Genomic DNA, 16,789 nt, shown 5'->3' on the forward strand with positions numbered 1-16,789 from the left:
AAGGATCAGAAGTCTGATCGAATAAAAACGGGCGGTCGTGATGACCGCCCGTTTTATTTTTGGATATCTGGCGAGATTGAACTGCTACTCTGCCGCAATAAGGTCGCTTGTCTGTTGATTTTCCGGCAAGGCCATATCGTGCCGAAGCTTGGCGCGCAGCTCGTCAATCGAACGAATGCGTTTGATCTCGTCAAAACAGGCTTCACCCTGTGTGTGGCTTTTGCGGATCAGGGCCATCCATTGTTTGATGCGCCCGGCCTGATGATTTTCCGACGCACCATCTGACGCCATCAGATCGCAATAGGCCAGCAACATGGACAGAACATCGGCCCAGCTTTCCTTGGGCAGGTGTGATCCGCCTTCAAATGCCTTGATCCGATTGGCAAGGTCCGGGGCGGCAATGGCACCCCGGCCGATCATAAAGCTGTCGCAGCCCGAAATATCGCGGCATTTCTGATAATCCGCGACATCCCAAATCTCGCCATTGCCGGTCATGCCGATTGAAATGGCCTCGCGAATGCGCGCAAGATATTCCCAATGCGCTGGCGGTTTGTAGCCTTCCATCTTGGTGCGCGCATGCACAGTCAGGTGCTGCGCGCCACCGGCTTCAACCGCACGCGCGATATCAAGGAACATTTCCTTGTCGGAATAGCCAAGCCGGACCTTCGCACTGACCGGGATGTGATCCGGAACCGCACGGCGCACAGCGGCGACGATTTCATAAAGGTTTTCCGGGCATTTCAAAAGCGACGCACCGGCTTCGCGCTTGTTCACGGTTTTGGACGGGCAGCCAAAATTGATATCAATGCCCGGCGCGCCAAGCTCAACCGCGACAACCGCGTTTTCGCCCATCAGTTCCGGGTCATGGCCCATCAGTTGAACCAGAACCGGCACACCCGACAGCGTCTTGCCACCGTTCAAAAGTTCCGGGCAATAACGATGAAACACGTGCGCGGGAAACAGGTTCTGCGACACGCGGATAAACTCGGTCACGCAGAGGTCGAACCCGCCGGCAGCACTCAGCAATTGCCGAACGCGCCAGTCAACAAGTCCTTCCATCGGTGCCAGCACCAATTGCGTCATCGGGTTTACCCAGTTTCAGAAAATCAGTTGGCGGCTTTTACCACAAACCGTCCAAACCTGCCGGTGAAAAATCACAGATCAGCCTTGCCGTCCTGCACGCTCTCGCGGCGAAATACGGCAGAAATAGCGCATTGCTGACACGGTTTCAGCGAATTTGGGGGCTAGCTTTGAAACATCAAAAACAACAATGAAAGGGCATAAACATGCTCTATATCTTTGAAAGCACGCTTGATGAAGTCGAAGCGGTCTCGCGCGAAGCCCGTGAAAAACTCTCAGGCCTTGAACAGGTTTTGCAATCAACCTCCGAAAGCATCCGAGTTCTTCAAGAACGTCTGGAACAGACAGCCGGTTGATACTTTCGGATCATTCTTGATCCATGTCTTTGAAACGACACATCGGTTGGTCCATGCTGGGTGTTATGTTAACCAGCGTGAATGTTGCCGGTGCCCACGGTGCCAGAGTGACGTCGCCGATACCCAAACAAGGAGGATTGCAGGATGCTGTATATCGTAGAAAAAGCCCTGGATGAGCTCGAATCCGTACCGACCGAAAAGCGCGAAGGCCTCAAGCATCTTGATCAGGAAATCAACGATGCGGTCGAGAAGCTCAAAATCCTGAAAGAAAAGCTGAAAGCCGCTGACAACAAGTAAGCCAGCCACAGCTAAATTGTTTAAGAGGCCGCGCGTTTTGTGCGGCCTTTTGTTTTGCCTACTTCGCGGCAATCTTGATCAGGCCGAGCAATTCCTCGACCGCGGCGGTCGGGTTGGTGGTGCCCGATAAAACGTCAGCCTCAAGCGCCTGAATTCGGCTTGCCACGTCATCGCGCGCGGTAAAGGTTTCAAGCAACCGGTCGCGCAGCATCGTCCACATCCAGTCATGTTGCTGGCGCGCACGCTTGGCGGTGAACTCGCCTTCCTTTTCCATCACGGCGCGGTGCTGATTGATCAAATCCCAGATGTTATCAAGCCCGTCATTGATCAGCGCTGAAACCATCACCGATTGCGGGCGCCAATGTTTGCTGGTGGGCTGCATAATTCGCAAAGCTGAGGAATACTCACGTTTTGCCTCGCGCGCCTTGGCCGGATCGGCATCGGCCTTGTTGACCGCAATCAGATCGGCAATTTCAAGAACGCCCTTCTTGATGCCCTGAAGTTCATCACCCGCACCGGGCAGCATCAGGACAAGGAAGAAGTCGGTCATCTGCGCGACCATGGTTTCGCTTTGCCCGGCGCCAACGGTTTCGACCAGAACCACATCAAAGCCGGCGGCTTCGCACAGCAGGATGGTTTCGCGCGTCATGCGATTTACCCCGCCCAGATAGCCACTGCTGGGCGATGGGCGGATATAGGCATTGGGATCAATCGAAAGTTCGTTCATCCGGGTCTTGTCACCCAGAATGGACCCACCTGACCGCGCACTTGTCGGATCAACCGCAAGCACGGCGACCTTTTTGCCTGCCTTGGTCAGGTTCTTGCCAAACGCCTCAATAAAGGTCGATTTGCCAACACCGGGCACCCCGGTAATGCCGATGCGCTGCGATCCGCCCGTGTTGGGCATGAGTTTGGCCAGAACGGCTTGGGCCTGCTCAAAGTGTTTGGGATTGCGGCTTTCAACCAGCGTGATGGCCCGCGACAGAATGGTGCGGTCGCCTGCCAGAACCCCTTCGACAATTTCATCGGTTGAAAGCACACGTCTGCGCACGGCCTTGCGCGGGCTGACCGTGCCGCCCGAGCCTGCAGGTATGGTGCGCAGTGTTTCTTTCACCAGGCGTTCCTTGAACTTTGGCGCGTCTCACGCCAGCAAAGCTTTACGTCGGGTGGGAATGAAGCGGCGATCAGGCCGCTTCCTCGCCAGACTGATTAAGCTTTTCTAGCAGGTCGCCGGCTGCTTCGGCAATGACCGTTCCGGGCGGGAAGATCGCCTCGGCCCCGGCTTCGAACAGTTTGTCGAAGTCCTGCGGCGGGATCACGCCGCCAGCAACAATCATGATGTCTTCACGGCCAAGCTTATCAAGCTCTGCGCGCAACTGCGGCACAAGGGTCAGGTGCCCGGCGGCAAGCGAACTTGCCCCCACGATATGAACATCGTTTTCAACCGCCTGTTTGGCGGCTTCTTCCGGGGTTTGGAACAGCGGGCCGATATCGACATCAAAGCCAAGATCGGCAAAGGCCGTTGCAATCACCTTTTGCCCACGGTCATGACCATCCTGCCCCATCTTGGCGATCAGGATACGCGGACGGCGGCCTTCATTGGCCTCAAACTGCGTGATCAGGCGATCAACCTTGGCCAGCGCCTCGTTATCAGCGCCGACTTCAGTTTTATAAACGCCGGAAATCGACCGGATCACCGCCTGATGACGGCCATAGACCTTTTCAAGCGCATCGGAAATCTCGCCAACCGTGCATTTGGCACGCGCCGCCTCGACAGCGAGTTCAAGCAGGTTGCCATTGCCACCATCGGCGGCATTGGTCAGTGCGGTCAGCGCACTTTCAACAGCTGCGTTGTCACGCTCCGCGCGCAGGCGTTCAAGTTTCGCGATCTGCTGACGACGGACTTCGGCGTTATCGACCTGAAGCACATCGACCGGGCGATCATCGGTGACGCGATATTTGTTCACACCCACCAAAGTCTGACGGCCGCTATCGATGCGGGCCTGCGTGCGGGCCGCGGCTTCTTCGATGCGCATTTTCGGAATGCCGGCTTCAATCGCCTTGGCCATGCCGCCTTGTTCTTCGACCTCGGCGATATGCGCCCATGCCTTTTCCGCCAGATCGCGGGTCAGGCGTTCGACATAGTATGAACCACCCCACGGATCGATAACGTTGGTGGTGCCACTTTCCTGTTGCAGGAACAGCTGGGTGTTACGTGCAATCCGGGCCGAGAAATCAGTCGGCAGGGCCAATGCCTCGTCCAGTGCATTGGTATGAAGCGACTGGGTGTGGCCTTGGGTGGAGGCCATCGCCTCAACACAGGTGCGGATGACGTTGTTAAACACGTCTTGGGCGGTCAATGACCAGCCCGACGTCTGGCTGTGCGTGCGCAGCGACAGCGATTTGGGGTTTTGCGGATCGAACTGTTTGATCAGCTTGGCCCAGATCATGCGGGCCGCGCGCATTTTGGCGATTTCCATGAAGAAGTTCATGCCAATCGCCCAGAAGAACGACAGACGCGGCGCGAATTTATCAATCGGAAGGCCCGCCGCCTGACCGGCACGGGCATATTCGATGCCATCAGCCAGCGTATAGGCGAGCTCAAGATCAGCCGTCGCACCGGCTTCCTGCATGTGATAGCCGGAAATCGAGATCGAGTTGAATTTCGGCATGTTTTGCGAGGTAAAGGCAAAGATGTCCGAAATGATCCGCATCGAGGGCTTTGGCGGATAGATATAGGTGTTGCGCACCATGAACTCTTTCAGAATGTCGTTCTGAATGGTGCCCGAAAGCTGTTCGTGCGCAACGCCCTGTTCTTCGGCGGCCGCAATATAAAGCGCCATCACCGGCAGAACCGCACCATTCATGGTCATGGAAACCGACATCTCATCAAGCGGGATGCCATCAAAAAGGGTGCGCATGTCATAGATGCTGTCAATCGCCACACCGGCCATGCCAACGTCGCCTGCGACGCGCGGATGATCACTGTCATAGCCACGGTGGGTTGCCAGATCGAAGGCAATCGAAAGCCCCTTTTGCCCGGCGGCAAGGTTACGGCGATAAAACGCGTTGGATTCCTCGGCGGTCGAGAAACCGGCATATTGGCGGATCGTCCAGGGGCGCTGCACATACATGGTCGGATAGGGGCCACGCAAAAATGGCGGCATGCCCGGCATGGTATTGAGGTGATCAATCCCGTCCAGATCCTTGGGGCCATAGGATGATTTGACATCAATGCCTTCTGGCGTGGTCCAGGGCGTGCTTTCAAACGGGTCCTTTGCACCTGCGGATGCGCCATCAAACAGCGGAAGGTCGGAGAAATCAGGAATGCGGGTCATGGTTATTTCTCCCCCTGTTTGCCAAGAAGGTGATCAAGTGCGGCACCGCAAATGGCAAGGACATCGGCCCCGACAAAGACAAACTCGTTAATGCCGGCTGCTTCGTAAGCAGGCCTCGCATCGCCCGGCTGGCCAGCAAGATAAACCATGCTGGCCCCTTTGGATTTCAGTGCCTTGGCAACGTCGGCAGCCATGTCGGCATATTGCGGGTCTGATCCGCAAATGATGGCGATTTTCGCCCCGCTTTCGCCAAAGGCGGTTGCAACATCATCCGCAGTGGCAAAGCCGTTATTGGTGATCGCCTCGATCCCGCCGGCTTCAAAGAAGTTACGCGCAAAACTCGCACGTGCCGTGTGCTGGGCGACCTTGCCAAGATTGGCCAGGAACACCTGCGGGAAGGATCCGGTCTTTGCCTTGTGCGCATCTGAACGTTTGCGAAGTGCCTCGTAACGTTCGGCAAGTCGATGGGCAGGCAGGGCACCGATACGGGCCGCGGCACTGGTGCCATAAAGATCGGTAAACATGTGCCCGATGGTAGCACCGGCGCGGGCGGCCTCAATCATGGCATTAAGGCTGTTGCCGACCGTGCCATCAAACTTGGTCTGGCGGTCCTTGGCATCTGCAACGATCGCCTCAAGGTCCGGCTTTTCACAGGTTACTTTGGCTTCTGTGATGTTGGGGAATTCCGACACACCGGTCAGCGGATCGCGACGGGTCGACAGGCGTTTTTCGCGCGCATTCCAGACGGTCTCGATCTCGGTCTTCAGGCTGCCATTGGCAAGGGCACTTAGAATACCACCCGATTTCTCAAGCGACTGGAACTTGGACCAGGCGGCCTTCGCCAGTTCCTTGGTCAGGTTTTCAATAAACCACGAACCACCCGCCGGATCGATGACCCGGTGCACGTTGCTTTCTTCCTGCAAGATCAGCTGGGTGTTGCGCGCAATGCGTCGCGCAAAGCCATCGGGCACGCCAATCAGATGATCATAAGGCAGGCAGGTGACGCTATCCGCACCACCCAGACCGGCGGCAAAGCTTGTCACCGTGGTGCGCAGCATATTGACCCACGGATCAACCTTGGTCAGGGCCATTTCGGCTGAAACCGCATTGATCGTAATCGTCGCATCCTCGGCACCGGATGCCGAAAGAACGCGGCTCCACATCATGCGAAGCGCACGCAGCTTGGCGATCCCGGCAAAGAAGTCCGTGCCGATGGCAACGTTAAACACCATCGCACCCGCGGCCTGATCAACTGCCATTCCGGCATCGGTCAGGGCGCGCAAATAAGTCACCCCGCTTGCCAGCAAACAGGCCAGTTCCTGACCATCGGTGGCACCGGCATTGTAATAAGGTGCGCCATTCACTGAAATCGCGGTCGCCAGCGGGAAAAGGTCAATCAGCTCAACAGCAACGCTTGCCGCATGATCAACCGCGTCCTGTGCGCCGCAGGGCAGGGTGCCGGTGGATGCCAGCGTGCCAATCGGATCAATATTAAAGGCCGGTGCGGCTTCGTCGGCACCATCGGTATTTGCGATATGGGCTGCCAGAAGTGCTGCCGCCGGAACACCTGCCGCCCCGGCATCCAGCCCGACGGTGGCGAGGTTGGTGTACACATCCTCAAGCGCGGCATCAAGATCGGCCAGACAATGAATGGCAATCCCGTCAACGCCCACCTCGGCAGAACTGATTTCGCGCCCGGCACGGGCGGCGGCATCAAGTTTTAGCGTGATTGAGGTCGCACCATTTTCAAGGTCCTCAAGGATCGCGGCATTGGTGGCCTTGGGATCGGGATGGGTATGAAGCTGGCGGATATCCCAGCCGGTGACGGTTTCGCGCGGCTCGACCGTGGCATTAAGAACTTCGTGAATCAGCCGGGTCGCGTCATCCTGATCATCATTTGTATAGATCGGCTGAACGGAAAACCCGTCAAGCGTATTGGTGACAAGCTTCTTTTCGAACGGTGCCCCTTTAAGGGCCTCTTCGGCAAGCTTGCGCCAACTTGCATAATCAGCAGATGGAAATTCGGATGCGAGCTTTAGCGGGTCGGACATGGTTTCTCCCGGCTTGGTGTGTCCCGTCCTTGATGCGACTCCATATGGGGCCTCCATATGGCGTTGGGGAACGGAACTCTGCCAAATTCTATTCTACTACGGATTCCCAGTACCCGGTACACCCCGCCCGGCCCATTTCATGCCAAGAAAACACCATCGGTATTCTGACTCGCGAGAAAGCCTGCAAAAAGGCCGTTACGCTTACAGTTGCGGGGGCAGTTCCGGGCTTGGCCAAAGTGCGCTAAGGCACGGCCGCACCGGATTCCCGATCCTATTTTCCGGTCACATTCGCGACATGGCGGTTTATAGCACCTGTCCATAATTCCGTAAATAGGCATGGAAATACCTATTTAGACGGATATCGACCCCGACAAATCAGGTTTCCGTAACGTTATGTTGGCGGAAACATTGGGATTTTGCCCGTGTGTTTATCGTTTGGGCGTCACATGGTTCCGATCATTGCGGCCTTATACTTTCGCGGCACGGGTGCGAGATCGGGGTGAAGCCGGAACATTGCGTGGCAAAAATTTGGCGGGTTTAACCAATTTGACATTTTCGTCTGTCAGTTTGGACTTGTCCCAAAACTCGGAGTATCGCCATCCATGAACGCGCTCAGCGCCATGCCGTCGCAATTTTGTCCTGATGGACTGGTTGCGTTCGCCGACGACAGTCCCAGCGCCAAGGCAGCCCTTGAAACAGTGTTGCGTCGGGCAGGATATGACGTGGCCGGTTTTGATTGTGCCGATGATCTGATTGATCAGCTGGACGGGCTTTATCCCCGTGCCATCATCCTTGATATTGAAATGCCGGGTATGAGCGGCTTTGAAGCGTTCTGCGAAATTCGCCGCCGCTATCCAAACAGCCAAAACGTGCCGGTTTTCTTCTTCTCGGCCCATTATGATGCCGACACCCGCGCACAAGCCGATGCGCTTGGGGCGGCCGATTTCATCAGCAAGGACGCCAGCCCGAAAGTGGTGCTTGAGCAACTCAATCGGGTGCTGGGTCATTCCATCAGTGCCTGCTAGCAGTGCTGGCAGACCGGCTCTGCCTTGATCAATCCTGAACGGATCGCCACGCCCTGCCTTATGCAGGGCGTTGTTGTCTGTGGGGCCTGTGCGTCTCCTCCCCCAGGGAAATGATGCTGTCTGTAGCCCCATGCACATGATAAAGCCGGTCTGTCGGCAAGGTGGTCGCCGGATCAATCGCAGGCTTCTTGGCGAGCCGATCATAGATCGGGGCCAGCGGCACATTCATCGCGTCAAACAGCTGATCGTAACTTTCCAGAACGAAATAGGTTTTCTGGAAATCATCAATCGCATAATCCGTGCCCATGACACGTTCAAGCTCGAACGCCACCCGGTTTGGCGTGGGATCGGTAACCGAATAGATGGTTTCGGTTTGCGATGACAACATGCCCGCACCATAGGCGCGCAAGCCATGTGGGGTCATGATCAGGCCAAACTCGACCATATACCAATACATCCGCGCCAGCTGTTTCAGGCCGCCCATCGCAATGGCCTCTGGGCCCTTGGCGCCATAGGCCGCCAGATAGTCGGCAAAGGTCGGGTCATACAGCATCGGCACATGACCAAAAAAGTCATGGAAGATGTCGGGTTCGACCAGATAATCCATTTCCTCGGGCTTGCGCAGCCAGACCGTGACCGGGAACCGCCGATTGGCAAGATGGTCAAAAAACACATCATCTGGCACCAGCCCCGGAACCGCGACAAGATGCCAGCCGGTCGCCGCATGAAGCTTCTCGCTGACCCGGCCGAAATGCGGAATCTGATCCGCCGCATCAAGTTTCGTCAGATTGCGAATGTAGTCCTCGGCGGCATAACCGGGCAAAATGCGCGACTGGCGGTCATAAAGTTTGCGCCATAGTTCGTGCTCGGCCTCGGTATATGTGCTCCAGTCCTGATCGATGGTGTAGTCGTCATTGATGTGGCTGTAGTCACCACGCAGATCGTTTCCCTGATTCATGGCCGTCCTCTTTCGGGTTCTATTGCCGATTTACAAGGATCATTTTACATCAACTCTAATGTCATTTTCTGGCCAATAAGGCGTTAAAATCGGTTATGATGTGCATATTGTGACCTTTTGGGTTTGATTTGGGGTTTAAAATGACCGACGTGACGCTAAGCGCGACTGATATCCGGATCCTGCAGGCCCTGCAAAAGGACGCCGCCATCAGCAATGTCCAACTGGCCGAAATGGTCGGCATGTCTCCATCGCCGTGTTTGCGCCGGGTCAAACAGCTTGAGGCATCCGGGGTGATCAAACGTCAGGTTGCCCTTCTGGATCGCAAGAAACTTGGCTTTGGGGTGCTGGCAACCATTCAGGTCCGCTTGCAAAGCCATACCGAACAGGGGGCGGAAGATTTCGCCCGCGCGATGAACGATCTTCCGGAAATTCTGTCCTGCTGGGCGATGACGGGGCGGCAGGATTTTCTGCTGGTGTCTGTGGCGCGCGATATCGAAAGCTTTGGCGATTTTGTCACCCATCAGTTGCTTTCAATGCCCAATGTGCGCGATGTGCAATCCAGTCTGGTTTTGAAGGAATACAAGAACCTGACGGCCATACCGTTGCCAAAAGGCGGCTAAAGGTATCGGAAAGATGTATGCTGGGCCGGGTGCAAATGCACCCGGCCCAGTCTTTGGTGGCAGTCACAATCAGGTGCCGAGACCTCCCGCGATATTGATGGTCTCGCCAGTGATGTACCCGGCATGCGGACCAGCAAAAAAGGCGATGGTTTCAGAAACTTCCTCCAACGTTGCAATGCGTCGGATCGGATGCATATCGAGAAGCGCATCCGGGATGTCATCCCCAAGGACTTCAGTTGCCATCTCTGTTGGCATCACACCGGGCTGAATGACATTCACCGTGATGTTGCGTCCACCGAGATCGCGGGCAACACCCTTGGCATAGCCGACAAGGGCAGCTTTGGTTCCAGCATAATCAGCAGCACCGGCAAATGGAACGTAACTGCCAAGCAATGAGCCGATAAAGATGATGCGGCCACCGTTGGAAAGCCTGGGTGCGGCCGCACGGGTATTGGCGATCGTTCCCATGACATTGACCTGCCACTGACGGTTATAATTTTCGCCATCAAGCTCGGGATCATCCACCAACTGTCCCTGTATGGCGATGCCTGCATTATTCACAAGAATGTCGAGTTTGCCGAATTCGGCAATCACGGCGTCAATCAACGGCTTGGCAGAGGCCAGATCGGATTGATCACTTTTAATGGCGATCGCGCGAACGCCTTTTGATCCGAGCCTATTGACGACGGCCTTGGCCTTTTCGTCAGAGGACGCATAGCTGATGGCAACATCTGCGCCAAGATCGGCAAGCTTTTCAGCTGTTGCCGCGCCGAGGCCACGAGAACCACCCGTGACAAGAGCAACTTTTCCGCTGAGAACTGCGGTCATGATAAAACCTTTCTGTGTGAGGAAACTGGTCGCAGAATTCGGCGACCAATATTTCATAACGATCATTACGATAATGCTAGTTATGAAAACTGGACATGACCTGTCAAGTGGTTTAGTAACGATCGTTACGAAAAAGAAGGATCGGTTTGATGGGACGTCATCGCGAATTTGATGTGGAAAAGGTACTCGACGCTGCACTGCGCGTTTTCTGGCGTAAAGGATACGAGGGTGCGTCTTACGCCGATCTGACAGAAGCGACAGGTGTAGAACGCCCGGCCCTTTATTCCGCGTTTGGTAATAAAGAAGCCCTGTTTCGTAAGGCGCTGGACCGCTACTACGAGCACTATCTTGATTTCATTCCGGTTGCGCTCGAACGCCCGACGGCGCGGGAAGTTGCCGCCCACATTCTTTACCAGGCCGCTGAGCTGCATACGCGCTATGCCGACCATACGGGCTGTCTTGGCATCAATGGTGTTCTTGCCGGATCAGACGATGCTGAGGCTGTGCGACAAGCACTGATTGATGCCCGCGCAGAGGGCGAGGCAATGCTTCGCAAGCGATTCGAAAAGGCAAAGACCGAGGGTGACTTGCCAGCGTCTACTGATGCTGCGACGCTTGCGGCATTCGTTCTCACCGTCCTGCATGGCATGGCCGTGCAGGCCAAGGCAGGCTTCAGTCGCGAACGCCTCGAACGTATCGCCGATCAGGCACTTTGCGCCTGGCCGCAAGCATAACGCTACCTCTATTCATCGTGATCTTGCGACAATCAACGCTCTGCCCTGACAGGGTGTTTTTTATATCTGCGAAGGCTGGTCTTGCTTGCCTTCACGCCCATATTTCGGGCATAGCATGATCAGAGTTCATACCTCGGTCGACCCCCAAGTCCATCCAGCCCCGGAGCTTCCCGAAATGCCTCAGTCCCCAGCGTCCCTTGCCGCCAACCCGATCCTTGTCGAAGCCACACGCGGCGATATGGTCGAAAGTTTCCATCGCGGGCGCTACGTCGTGATGACGTCTGACGGGACGGTGGTTGATCAGGGCGGTGATATTGATGCGCTGATGTATCCGCGATCGGCGATCAAGCCGCTTCTGGCCATTCCGTTTGTTGAAAGCGGTGCGGTCGAGGCCTTCGGGCTTGAGGACAAACACATTGCCCTTGCCTGTTCATCGCATAATGGCGAGGAAGAACACGCCCAAACCGTCAAGGCATGGTTGGAGAAGATCGGCCTTTCGGTCGATACGCTGGAATGCGCCCCGCATTATTCACTCAGCCTGAATGCCGCGATTAAACAGGCGTCCGATCATGTGAGCCTGACCAAGGCGCACAACAATTGCTCTGGCAAGCATTCAGGCTTCCTGTCGACCGCACAGCAGCTTGGCGAAGATCCGGCTGGCTATATCGAAGAATCCCATCCGGTTCAGCAACGCCTGATCAAGGTGTTGGAAGAAATGGGTGATTGCGATCTGTCTTCGACGCCGCGCGGTATTGATGGTTGCGGTATTCCGGTGATTGGCATGCGGTTGCGTGATCTCGGCCTTGCCATGGCGCGCATGGCCGATCCAGCGGGCCTTGATGCCAAACGTATTGATGCCATCAAGCGCATCCGCAAGGGCTGTGCAAATGCCCCCTTCATGGTTGCCGGAACCGGGCGTTTTTGCACCGGCATCATGGAAGAATGCGGTGAAGATGCACTGGTCAAGGTCGGCGCAGAGGGTGTCTATTGCGCGGCCTTCCCCAAACAGGGGCTTGGTGTGGCGCTTAAGATCGATGATGGCACCCAGCGCGGGGCAGAGGTTGCGATGGGCGCGATCCTGCGCAAACATGGCGTGATTGATGACGCCAAGGCAGAGGTCCTTAAAAAATACCTGACCCCGGTTCTGACCAACTGGGCGGGCAAATATGCCGGGGACTTGCGCCCGGCCTTCTGATCAAAACGGGGAACAGATGCAAAGCATTGCGGCCTATATCTTTGCGGCGATTGCCGAAATTGCCGGATGCTTTGCCTTCTGGGCTTGGCTTCGGTCCGGGAAATCGATCCTTTGGGTCGTGCCGGGTGTGGTATCCCTGATTGTCTTTGCCTGGCTTCTGACCCGGGTTGAGGCCGACTTTGCCGGGCGGGCCTATGCGGCCTATGGCGGGGTTTACATCACGGCATCGATCTTCTGGATGTGGGTGGTTGAACGCACCACACCGGACCGCTGGGATGTAACCGGGTTGTTGGTTTGCCTTTTGGGGGCCGGGATCATCCTGTTTGCCCCGCGTTAGGTTTTGGTTTTTTCGGATTTTTCGTCGGACTTTTTGCCGGTGCGGTCTTCGGCGGGCAGAAGTACGCGGAATGTCGTTCCCTTCCCCATGTCGGTTTCAAACCAGATGCGCCCGCCGTGGCGCACCGTGACGATGTCATGGGTGATCGAAAGTCCCTGTCCCGTGCCCTTGCCAACTTCCTTGGTGGTAAAGAACGGGTTGAACACCTTTGACCGGTTTTCTTTGGCGATGCCGGTTCCGTTGTCGGAAATCGAAATCAGGATGCTGTCATCAAGCGACGTGGTCTTGACCGTGATGTGTCCTTCTTCGGGTTTGCGCCCGGCCGCCTGAATGGCCTGTGCCGCGTTGACGATCAGGTTAAGGAAGACCTGATTGACCTCGTTGATGTGGCACGGAATATGCGGGATTTCCGGATCAAATTCCTCGGTGATGTCGGCATTGTGTTTCCACTCATTGCGTGAAATCACAATCACGTTTGACAGGACCCGGTTGATGTCGGTGGTGGTTTTTTCCGTCCCGCCGGGGTGGGAGAATTCCTTCATCGACAGCACAATGCGCGCCACCTGATTAATGCCATCAAGGGATTGCTGGGTGGCATGCGGGATTTCCTCAAGCAGGAATTCAAGATCGGAATCACGCATTTGTCGGGCGAAATCCTCAAACGTATTGGGTGGTAAATTTGCGCGGTTTTTCCACAGGGTCTGCAAGGCGAGACCAAGCATGCGTGACAGCGCCCCGTAACTGTCATTCAGGAACTTCAGGTTATCGCGGATATACTGGCTGGGCGTATTAATTTCATGGGCAATTCCGCCCGCCAGATGGCCAATCGCCTCAAGCTTAAGGGCCTCGCGCAGGTCTTCTTCAAGTTTCTTTTGCGCGACTTCCGCGTTCTTGCGTCGGGTGATGTCGCGGAAGATATAGAGATAACTCATCTCGGAGGCGAAATTGGCCGGACTTACGATGATTTCCATCGGAAAGCTGTCGCCATCAAGGCGCTGCGCCATGGTTTCGGTATAGTCATATTTCAGCACACCACTGCTGATATTGATGCAGCGGTTCAAAAGCTTGTGGCGCACGGTTGCCTTGCGATCAATGAACATCACATCGACCGACGTGCCCAGCAACTCATCGCCGGTTGCGCGCAAGATTTCGGCTGCTGATTTGTTGAAGTCCTGGATCATGCCGGTGGCATCAATGATCAGGATCCCCTCGACAACGCTATCAAGAATGGTCTTGAGCCGCTGCATGGTTTCGAGCTTGCGGCGCTTTTGTTCCCCCATCAGAGCCAGGAAGTGGGCGCGAATGTCCTCTGGTGCATCAATTTCCTTGGCAGCCTCAAGCAAATCCGCCCCGGATGTCAGATCGGATGAGCCACTCAGGATCTTGGTGTCGTGCAGGCTTTCAATCTTGTCAGACATCAGGAGCCTCCGCCCGCGGCAACCTGATCATGCCCGCCGCGGCGAACACGAATGGGCTCATGAAACTGGTGAAGTTCCTGAAAAACCCGCAGCCGCTGGATCTGAATTTCGGAAACGTAGTTGCCATGGGTCAGCAAGATATGCCCGTCGCGCGTTTCGATATCGGTCAAAAGGAAATCCCCGATCCGCAGGTTCTTGAGGTAAATGTCATGCTCCGTCCCTGTCGGATAAGCGACTTTGTCATAGGACGGGTCTTCCTGGGCAAGGATCGCCTCGATCTGGTTCAGCAGTTCCGGGTCATAGCGTTCGGGCTTGTGGCGCAGCTCGTCAAAGTGCTGTTTGACGACAAGATCACTTTCGACAATTTTGCCAAGGTCATTGAAAATCCGAAGCACGCGCGCGCCCAATGGAATTTCCGTGCCAAGCGGGCCTTCGGCCGGGAAGCCCGTTCCGTCAAAATTGCGGTTTTGCAGATAAACAATACCGGCAACTTGTTCCAGACGCGGGATATTGGAAATCAGTTTGCGCGCCACTTCGGGCGTGCGACGGACCACGTCACGTTCAAGCGGCTGAAGCGGCTTGTCCTCGCCAAGGCGGGCAAGGATTTCCGGCGGCAGGGAGACATAACCAATTGGCCCGAGTAACGCGGCCAACCCAAGCTCCCACGGATGCGGGTAGCCGATCTGCTTGGCAATGGTATCGCACCAAAGCTTGGCGCGCATCGCCTTGCCAAAAATCGCCGGATTAAGTTGTGCCTGCACCTCGGTCAGGACCTTTACACTGCCTGCCAGGGTCTGTTCGATCAGCGCCTTTTCCGCGGTGATCAACTGATATTGCCGCAAGCCCGCCTTAACACCGGCAATCAGGTCCTCGTCCTCGCACGGCTTGTTGAAAAAGCGGAAAATATGCCCCCGGTTGATTGCTTCGACCGCTGTATGCTGGTCCGCATTGCCGGTCAGCATCATGTTGACCGTGTCGGGGCTGAGTTTGGCAACCTCGGCCAGTAGCTTCACACCGTCCATGTCGGGCATGCGCATGTCGGCAACACAAACCGCATATTTGTTGCCCGCCTTGATTTTCTCAAGCGCCTGAAGCGGGCCGACCGCCGTGTCGAAATCGAACTTGCCGCGCAGCTTGCGCTTAAGTCCCATCAACAGGTTTTCATCGTCATCAACGAAGAGTACAGGGGGATTCTGTGTCATCATATCTCTCCCTTACATGTCCATTTCGCGGTATTTTTCTTCGACCACGCGGGCAATTTCGCGCCAAACCGGCAACCGATCGGCTTTTCCCAGACGTTCAAGATATTCAAGGTCAATGCGGCTTTCAGGCGCCTGGCCGGTGCGGCTTTCGATGGCGACTTCGCGTGCCAGATGCTGGGCGATATAGATTGCGCTAAGCGCGTTCATTTCGGTATGCCGTGTGTCTTGCGGGCGATGGTGATAGGCAACCGTCTGCACCATGGCGCTTGGAAAGCCCCACAGACCCAAAAGGTACGCACCGATTTCCGGGTGGGCCGCGCCAAACTGGTCACGTTCGGCAACGTTGATCGGAATGTCTTCGGTTTCGACCCGCTTGATGACCTCGGCCATTTCATTGGCGCGATAGGCATAAAGGATCAAGCTGCCGGTATGGCTCAGCATGCCCACAGCGGCCATGACACTGATCACTTCCTTCGGAAGCTTTTCCTGTTCGGCGATCAAGGTGGCGACAACGCCAAGCTGCTGGCTGCGCTTGCACAGTTGCATCATCCGCGTCACCGCCGGTTTGGGGCCGTCAAAACTGCGAAACAGACCGATAAACAGGGCAAGCGCCTTAAGCGTATCGACGCCAATCATGCGGATGGCTTGCGAGACAGATGTGATTTTCTGACTGACCGCAAAATAGGCCGAGTTGGTCAGCTTCAGGATCTCGGCGGTTAACGCAATGTCCGAGGCCACGATGGCCGTAAGCTGCTCGTTGCTGGTCAGTGGGTTTTCCAGTGCCTTGACAAGGTTGGTATAGGTTATCGGCGGGGAGGCAAGTGCATCAATCCCGCCAACAAGTGCACGCAGATCCGGATTGGTCAGAAGGTTTCGCAGATCAAGCGCGTTCTCGATGGTTTCGACCAGCATCTGATCATCACACGGTTTGGCCAGATACTGATGCGCCGGGCCAACCGTGCGCAAGATTGCTTCTTCTTCGGCAAAACCCGAAAGAATGATGCGCGCGCTATGCGGGTGTTTTTCCTGCATCATGGTCAAAAGTTCTGCGCCATCGGTTCCGGGCATGCGCATGTCGGAAACGACGACATCCGGTTCCATTTCGGCAGCCTTTGCCAAGGCGCTTTCCGCGTCATGCGCGAAATGCAGCTCCCAGCCGGACCGGACCGAGCGTAACCGGCGACGCAAACCATCCAGAATATTTTTGTCATCATCGACAAAAAGGATGACGCTCATTTTCACCTCATGCGTGTGCTCCATGGTCTATACATGGGGCCTGCAAAGGATCTTTGATAGTCCGCATATGTGGAGGGTCGTGTCCTTTTTGCCCCTTTTTCCTGAAGACGGAGC

General features: G+C 55.8%; 16 protein-coding genes and 1 riboswitch. Of the genes, 7 read left to right on the forward strand and 9 right to left on the reverse strand.

Annotated elements, in window-relative coordinates:
- Positions 1–84: 84 nt before the first annotated feature.
- The gene (locus tag AC5Q5A_RS02600) at positions 85–1,083 is read right to left on the reverse strand and encodes a tRNA dihydrouridine synthase (protein ID WP_493894239.1); all 999 of its coding nucleotides are present in this window, start codon (positions 1,081–1,083) and stop codon (positions 85–87) included.
- 203 nt (positions 1,084–1,286) lie between these two features.
- On the opposite strand from AC5Q5A_RS02600, the gene AC5Q5A_RS02605 reads away from it, so the two are divergent.
- Together AC5Q5A_RS02605 and AC5Q5A_RS02610 are read left to right on the forward strand one after the other, a co-directional pair.
- Positions 1,287–1,436 (forward strand): hypothetical protein, encoded by a 150-nt coding sequence (locus AC5Q5A_RS02605; protein ID WP_493894240.1) that lies wholly within the window; start codon positions 1,287–1,289, stop codon positions 1,434–1,436.
- Positions 1,437–1,580: 144 nt separating this feature from the next.
- Complete coding sequence (locus AC5Q5A_RS02610) at positions 1,581–1,733, forward strand: hypothetical protein (protein ID WP_287443953.1); 153 nt, start codon at positions 1,581–1,583, stop codon at positions 1,731–1,733.
- 58 nt (positions 1,734–1,791) lie between these two features.
- On the opposite strand, the gene meaB is transcribed toward AC5Q5A_RS02610, so the two are convergent.
- The 3 genes from meaB to AC5Q5A_RS02625 form a co-directional block, all read right to left on the reverse strand.
- Positions 1,792–2,847, reverse strand: a complete 1,056-nt coding sequence (gene meaB, locus AC5Q5A_RS02615; RefSeq protein ID WP_493894241.1) for a methylmalonyl Co-A mutase-associated GTPase MeaB — start codon at positions 2,845–2,847, stop codon at positions 1,792–1,794.
- A gap of 70 nt (positions 2,848–2,917) precedes the next feature.
- Positions 2,918–5,071 carry a methylmalonyl-CoA mutase gene (gene scpA, locus AC5Q5A_RS02620; protein ID WP_493894242.1) on the reverse strand — a complete coding sequence of 718 codons (2,154 nt, stop codon included), beginning with the start codon at positions 5,069–5,071 and terminating at the stop codon, positions 2,918–2,920.
- Between the two features lie 2 nt (positions 5,072–5,073).
- On the reverse strand, positions 5,074–7,122 hold the full coding sequence (locus AC5Q5A_RS02625; RefSeq protein WP_493894243.1) for a methylmalonyl-CoA mutase family protein: 2,049 nt from the start codon (positions 7,120–7,122) through the stop codon (positions 5,074–5,076).
- Positions 7,123–7,259: 137 nt separating this feature from the next.
- Positions 7,260–7,438: riboswitch (cobalamin riboswitch) on the reverse strand.
- A gap of 286 nt (positions 7,439–7,724) precedes the next feature.
- Between AC5Q5A_RS02625 and AC5Q5A_RS02630 the strand changes: the two genes are divergently transcribed.
- The gene (locus tag AC5Q5A_RS02630; protein ID WP_008888386.1) at positions 7,725–8,147 is read left to right on the forward strand and encodes a response regulator; all 423 of its coding nucleotides are present in this window, start codon (positions 7,725–7,727) and stop codon (positions 8,145–8,147) included.
- 58 nt (positions 8,148–8,205) lie between these two features.
- Here AC5Q5A_RS02630 and phhA read toward each other — a convergent pair whose 3' ends face one another.
- Positions 8,206–9,105: a phenylalanine 4-monooxygenase gene (gene phhA, locus AC5Q5A_RS02635; protein WP_493894244.1), complete on the reverse strand. Its 900-nt coding sequence runs from the start codon at positions 9,103–9,105 to the stop codon at positions 8,206–8,208.
- A gap of 140 nt (positions 9,106–9,245) precedes the next feature.
- Here phhA and AC5Q5A_RS02640 point away from each other — a divergent pair, with 140 nt between their 5' ends.
- Positions 9,246–9,725, forward strand: coding sequence for an Lrp/AsnC family transcriptional regulator (locus tag AC5Q5A_RS02640; protein ID WP_197146095.1), 480 nt, complete (start codon positions 9,246–9,248; stop codon positions 9,723–9,725).
- Positions 9,726–9,794: 69 nt separating this feature from the next.
- Here AC5Q5A_RS02640 and AC5Q5A_RS02645 read toward each other — a convergent pair whose 3' ends face one another.
- Positions 9,795–10,553, reverse strand: coding sequence for an SDR family NAD(P)-dependent oxidoreductase (locus AC5Q5A_RS02645; protein WP_493894245.1), 759 nt, complete (start codon positions 10,551–10,553; stop codon positions 9,795–9,797).
- Positions 10,554–10,702: 149 nt separating this feature from the next.
- Between AC5Q5A_RS02645 and AC5Q5A_RS02650 the strand changes: the two genes are divergently transcribed.
- From AC5Q5A_RS02650 to AC5Q5A_RS02660, 3 genes are all read left to right on the forward strand, one after another.
- Complete coding sequence (locus AC5Q5A_RS02650; RefSeq protein ID WP_493894246.1) at positions 10,703–11,287, forward strand: TetR/AcrR family transcriptional regulator; 585 nt, start codon at positions 10,703–10,705, stop codon at positions 11,285–11,287.
- A gap of 175 nt (positions 11,288–11,462) precedes the next feature.
- Positions 11,463–12,482 carry an asparaginase gene (locus AC5Q5A_RS02655; RefSeq protein ID WP_493894247.1) on the forward strand — a complete coding sequence of 340 codons (1,020 nt, stop codon included), beginning with the start codon at positions 11,463–11,465 and terminating at the stop codon, positions 12,480–12,482.
- A gap of 16 nt (positions 12,483–12,498) precedes the next feature.
- Positions 12,499–12,819 carry a YnfA family protein gene (locus AC5Q5A_RS02660; protein WP_493894248.1) on the forward strand — a complete coding sequence of 107 codons (321 nt, stop codon included), beginning with the start codon at positions 12,499–12,501 and terminating at the stop codon, positions 12,817–12,819.
- Here AC5Q5A_RS02660 and AC5Q5A_RS02665 read toward each other — a convergent pair.
- The 3 genes from AC5Q5A_RS02665 to AC5Q5A_RS02675 are packed head-to-tail and all read right to left on the reverse strand — an operon-like array spanning position 12,816 to position 16,675.
- Positions 12,816–14,237 carry a two-component system sensor histidine kinase NtrB gene (locus tag AC5Q5A_RS02665; RefSeq protein WP_493894249.1) on the reverse strand — a complete coding sequence of 474 codons (1,422 nt, stop codon included), beginning with the start codon at positions 14,235–14,237 and terminating at the stop codon, positions 12,816–12,818. The two genes, AC5Q5A_RS02660 and AC5Q5A_RS02665, sit on opposite strands and share 4 nt — an antisense overlap.
- The gene (locus tag AC5Q5A_RS02670) at positions 14,237–15,439 is read right to left on the reverse strand and encodes an HD domain-containing phosphohydrolase (RefSeq protein WP_493894250.1); all 1,203 of its coding nucleotides are present in this window, start codon (positions 15,437–15,439) and stop codon (positions 14,237–14,239) included. The genes AC5Q5A_RS02665 and AC5Q5A_RS02670 overlap by 1 nt, the downstream gene beginning before the upstream one ends.
- A gap of 12 nt (positions 15,440–15,451) precedes the next feature.
- Entirely contained in the window at positions 15,452–16,675 is a 1,224-nt protein-coding gene (locus tag AC5Q5A_RS02675) for a response regulator (protein WP_063086801.1), read from the reverse strand.
- Positions 16,676–16,789 lie beyond the last annotated feature (114 nt).

This window comes from Thalassospira sp. CA1, from assembly GCF_059052855.1.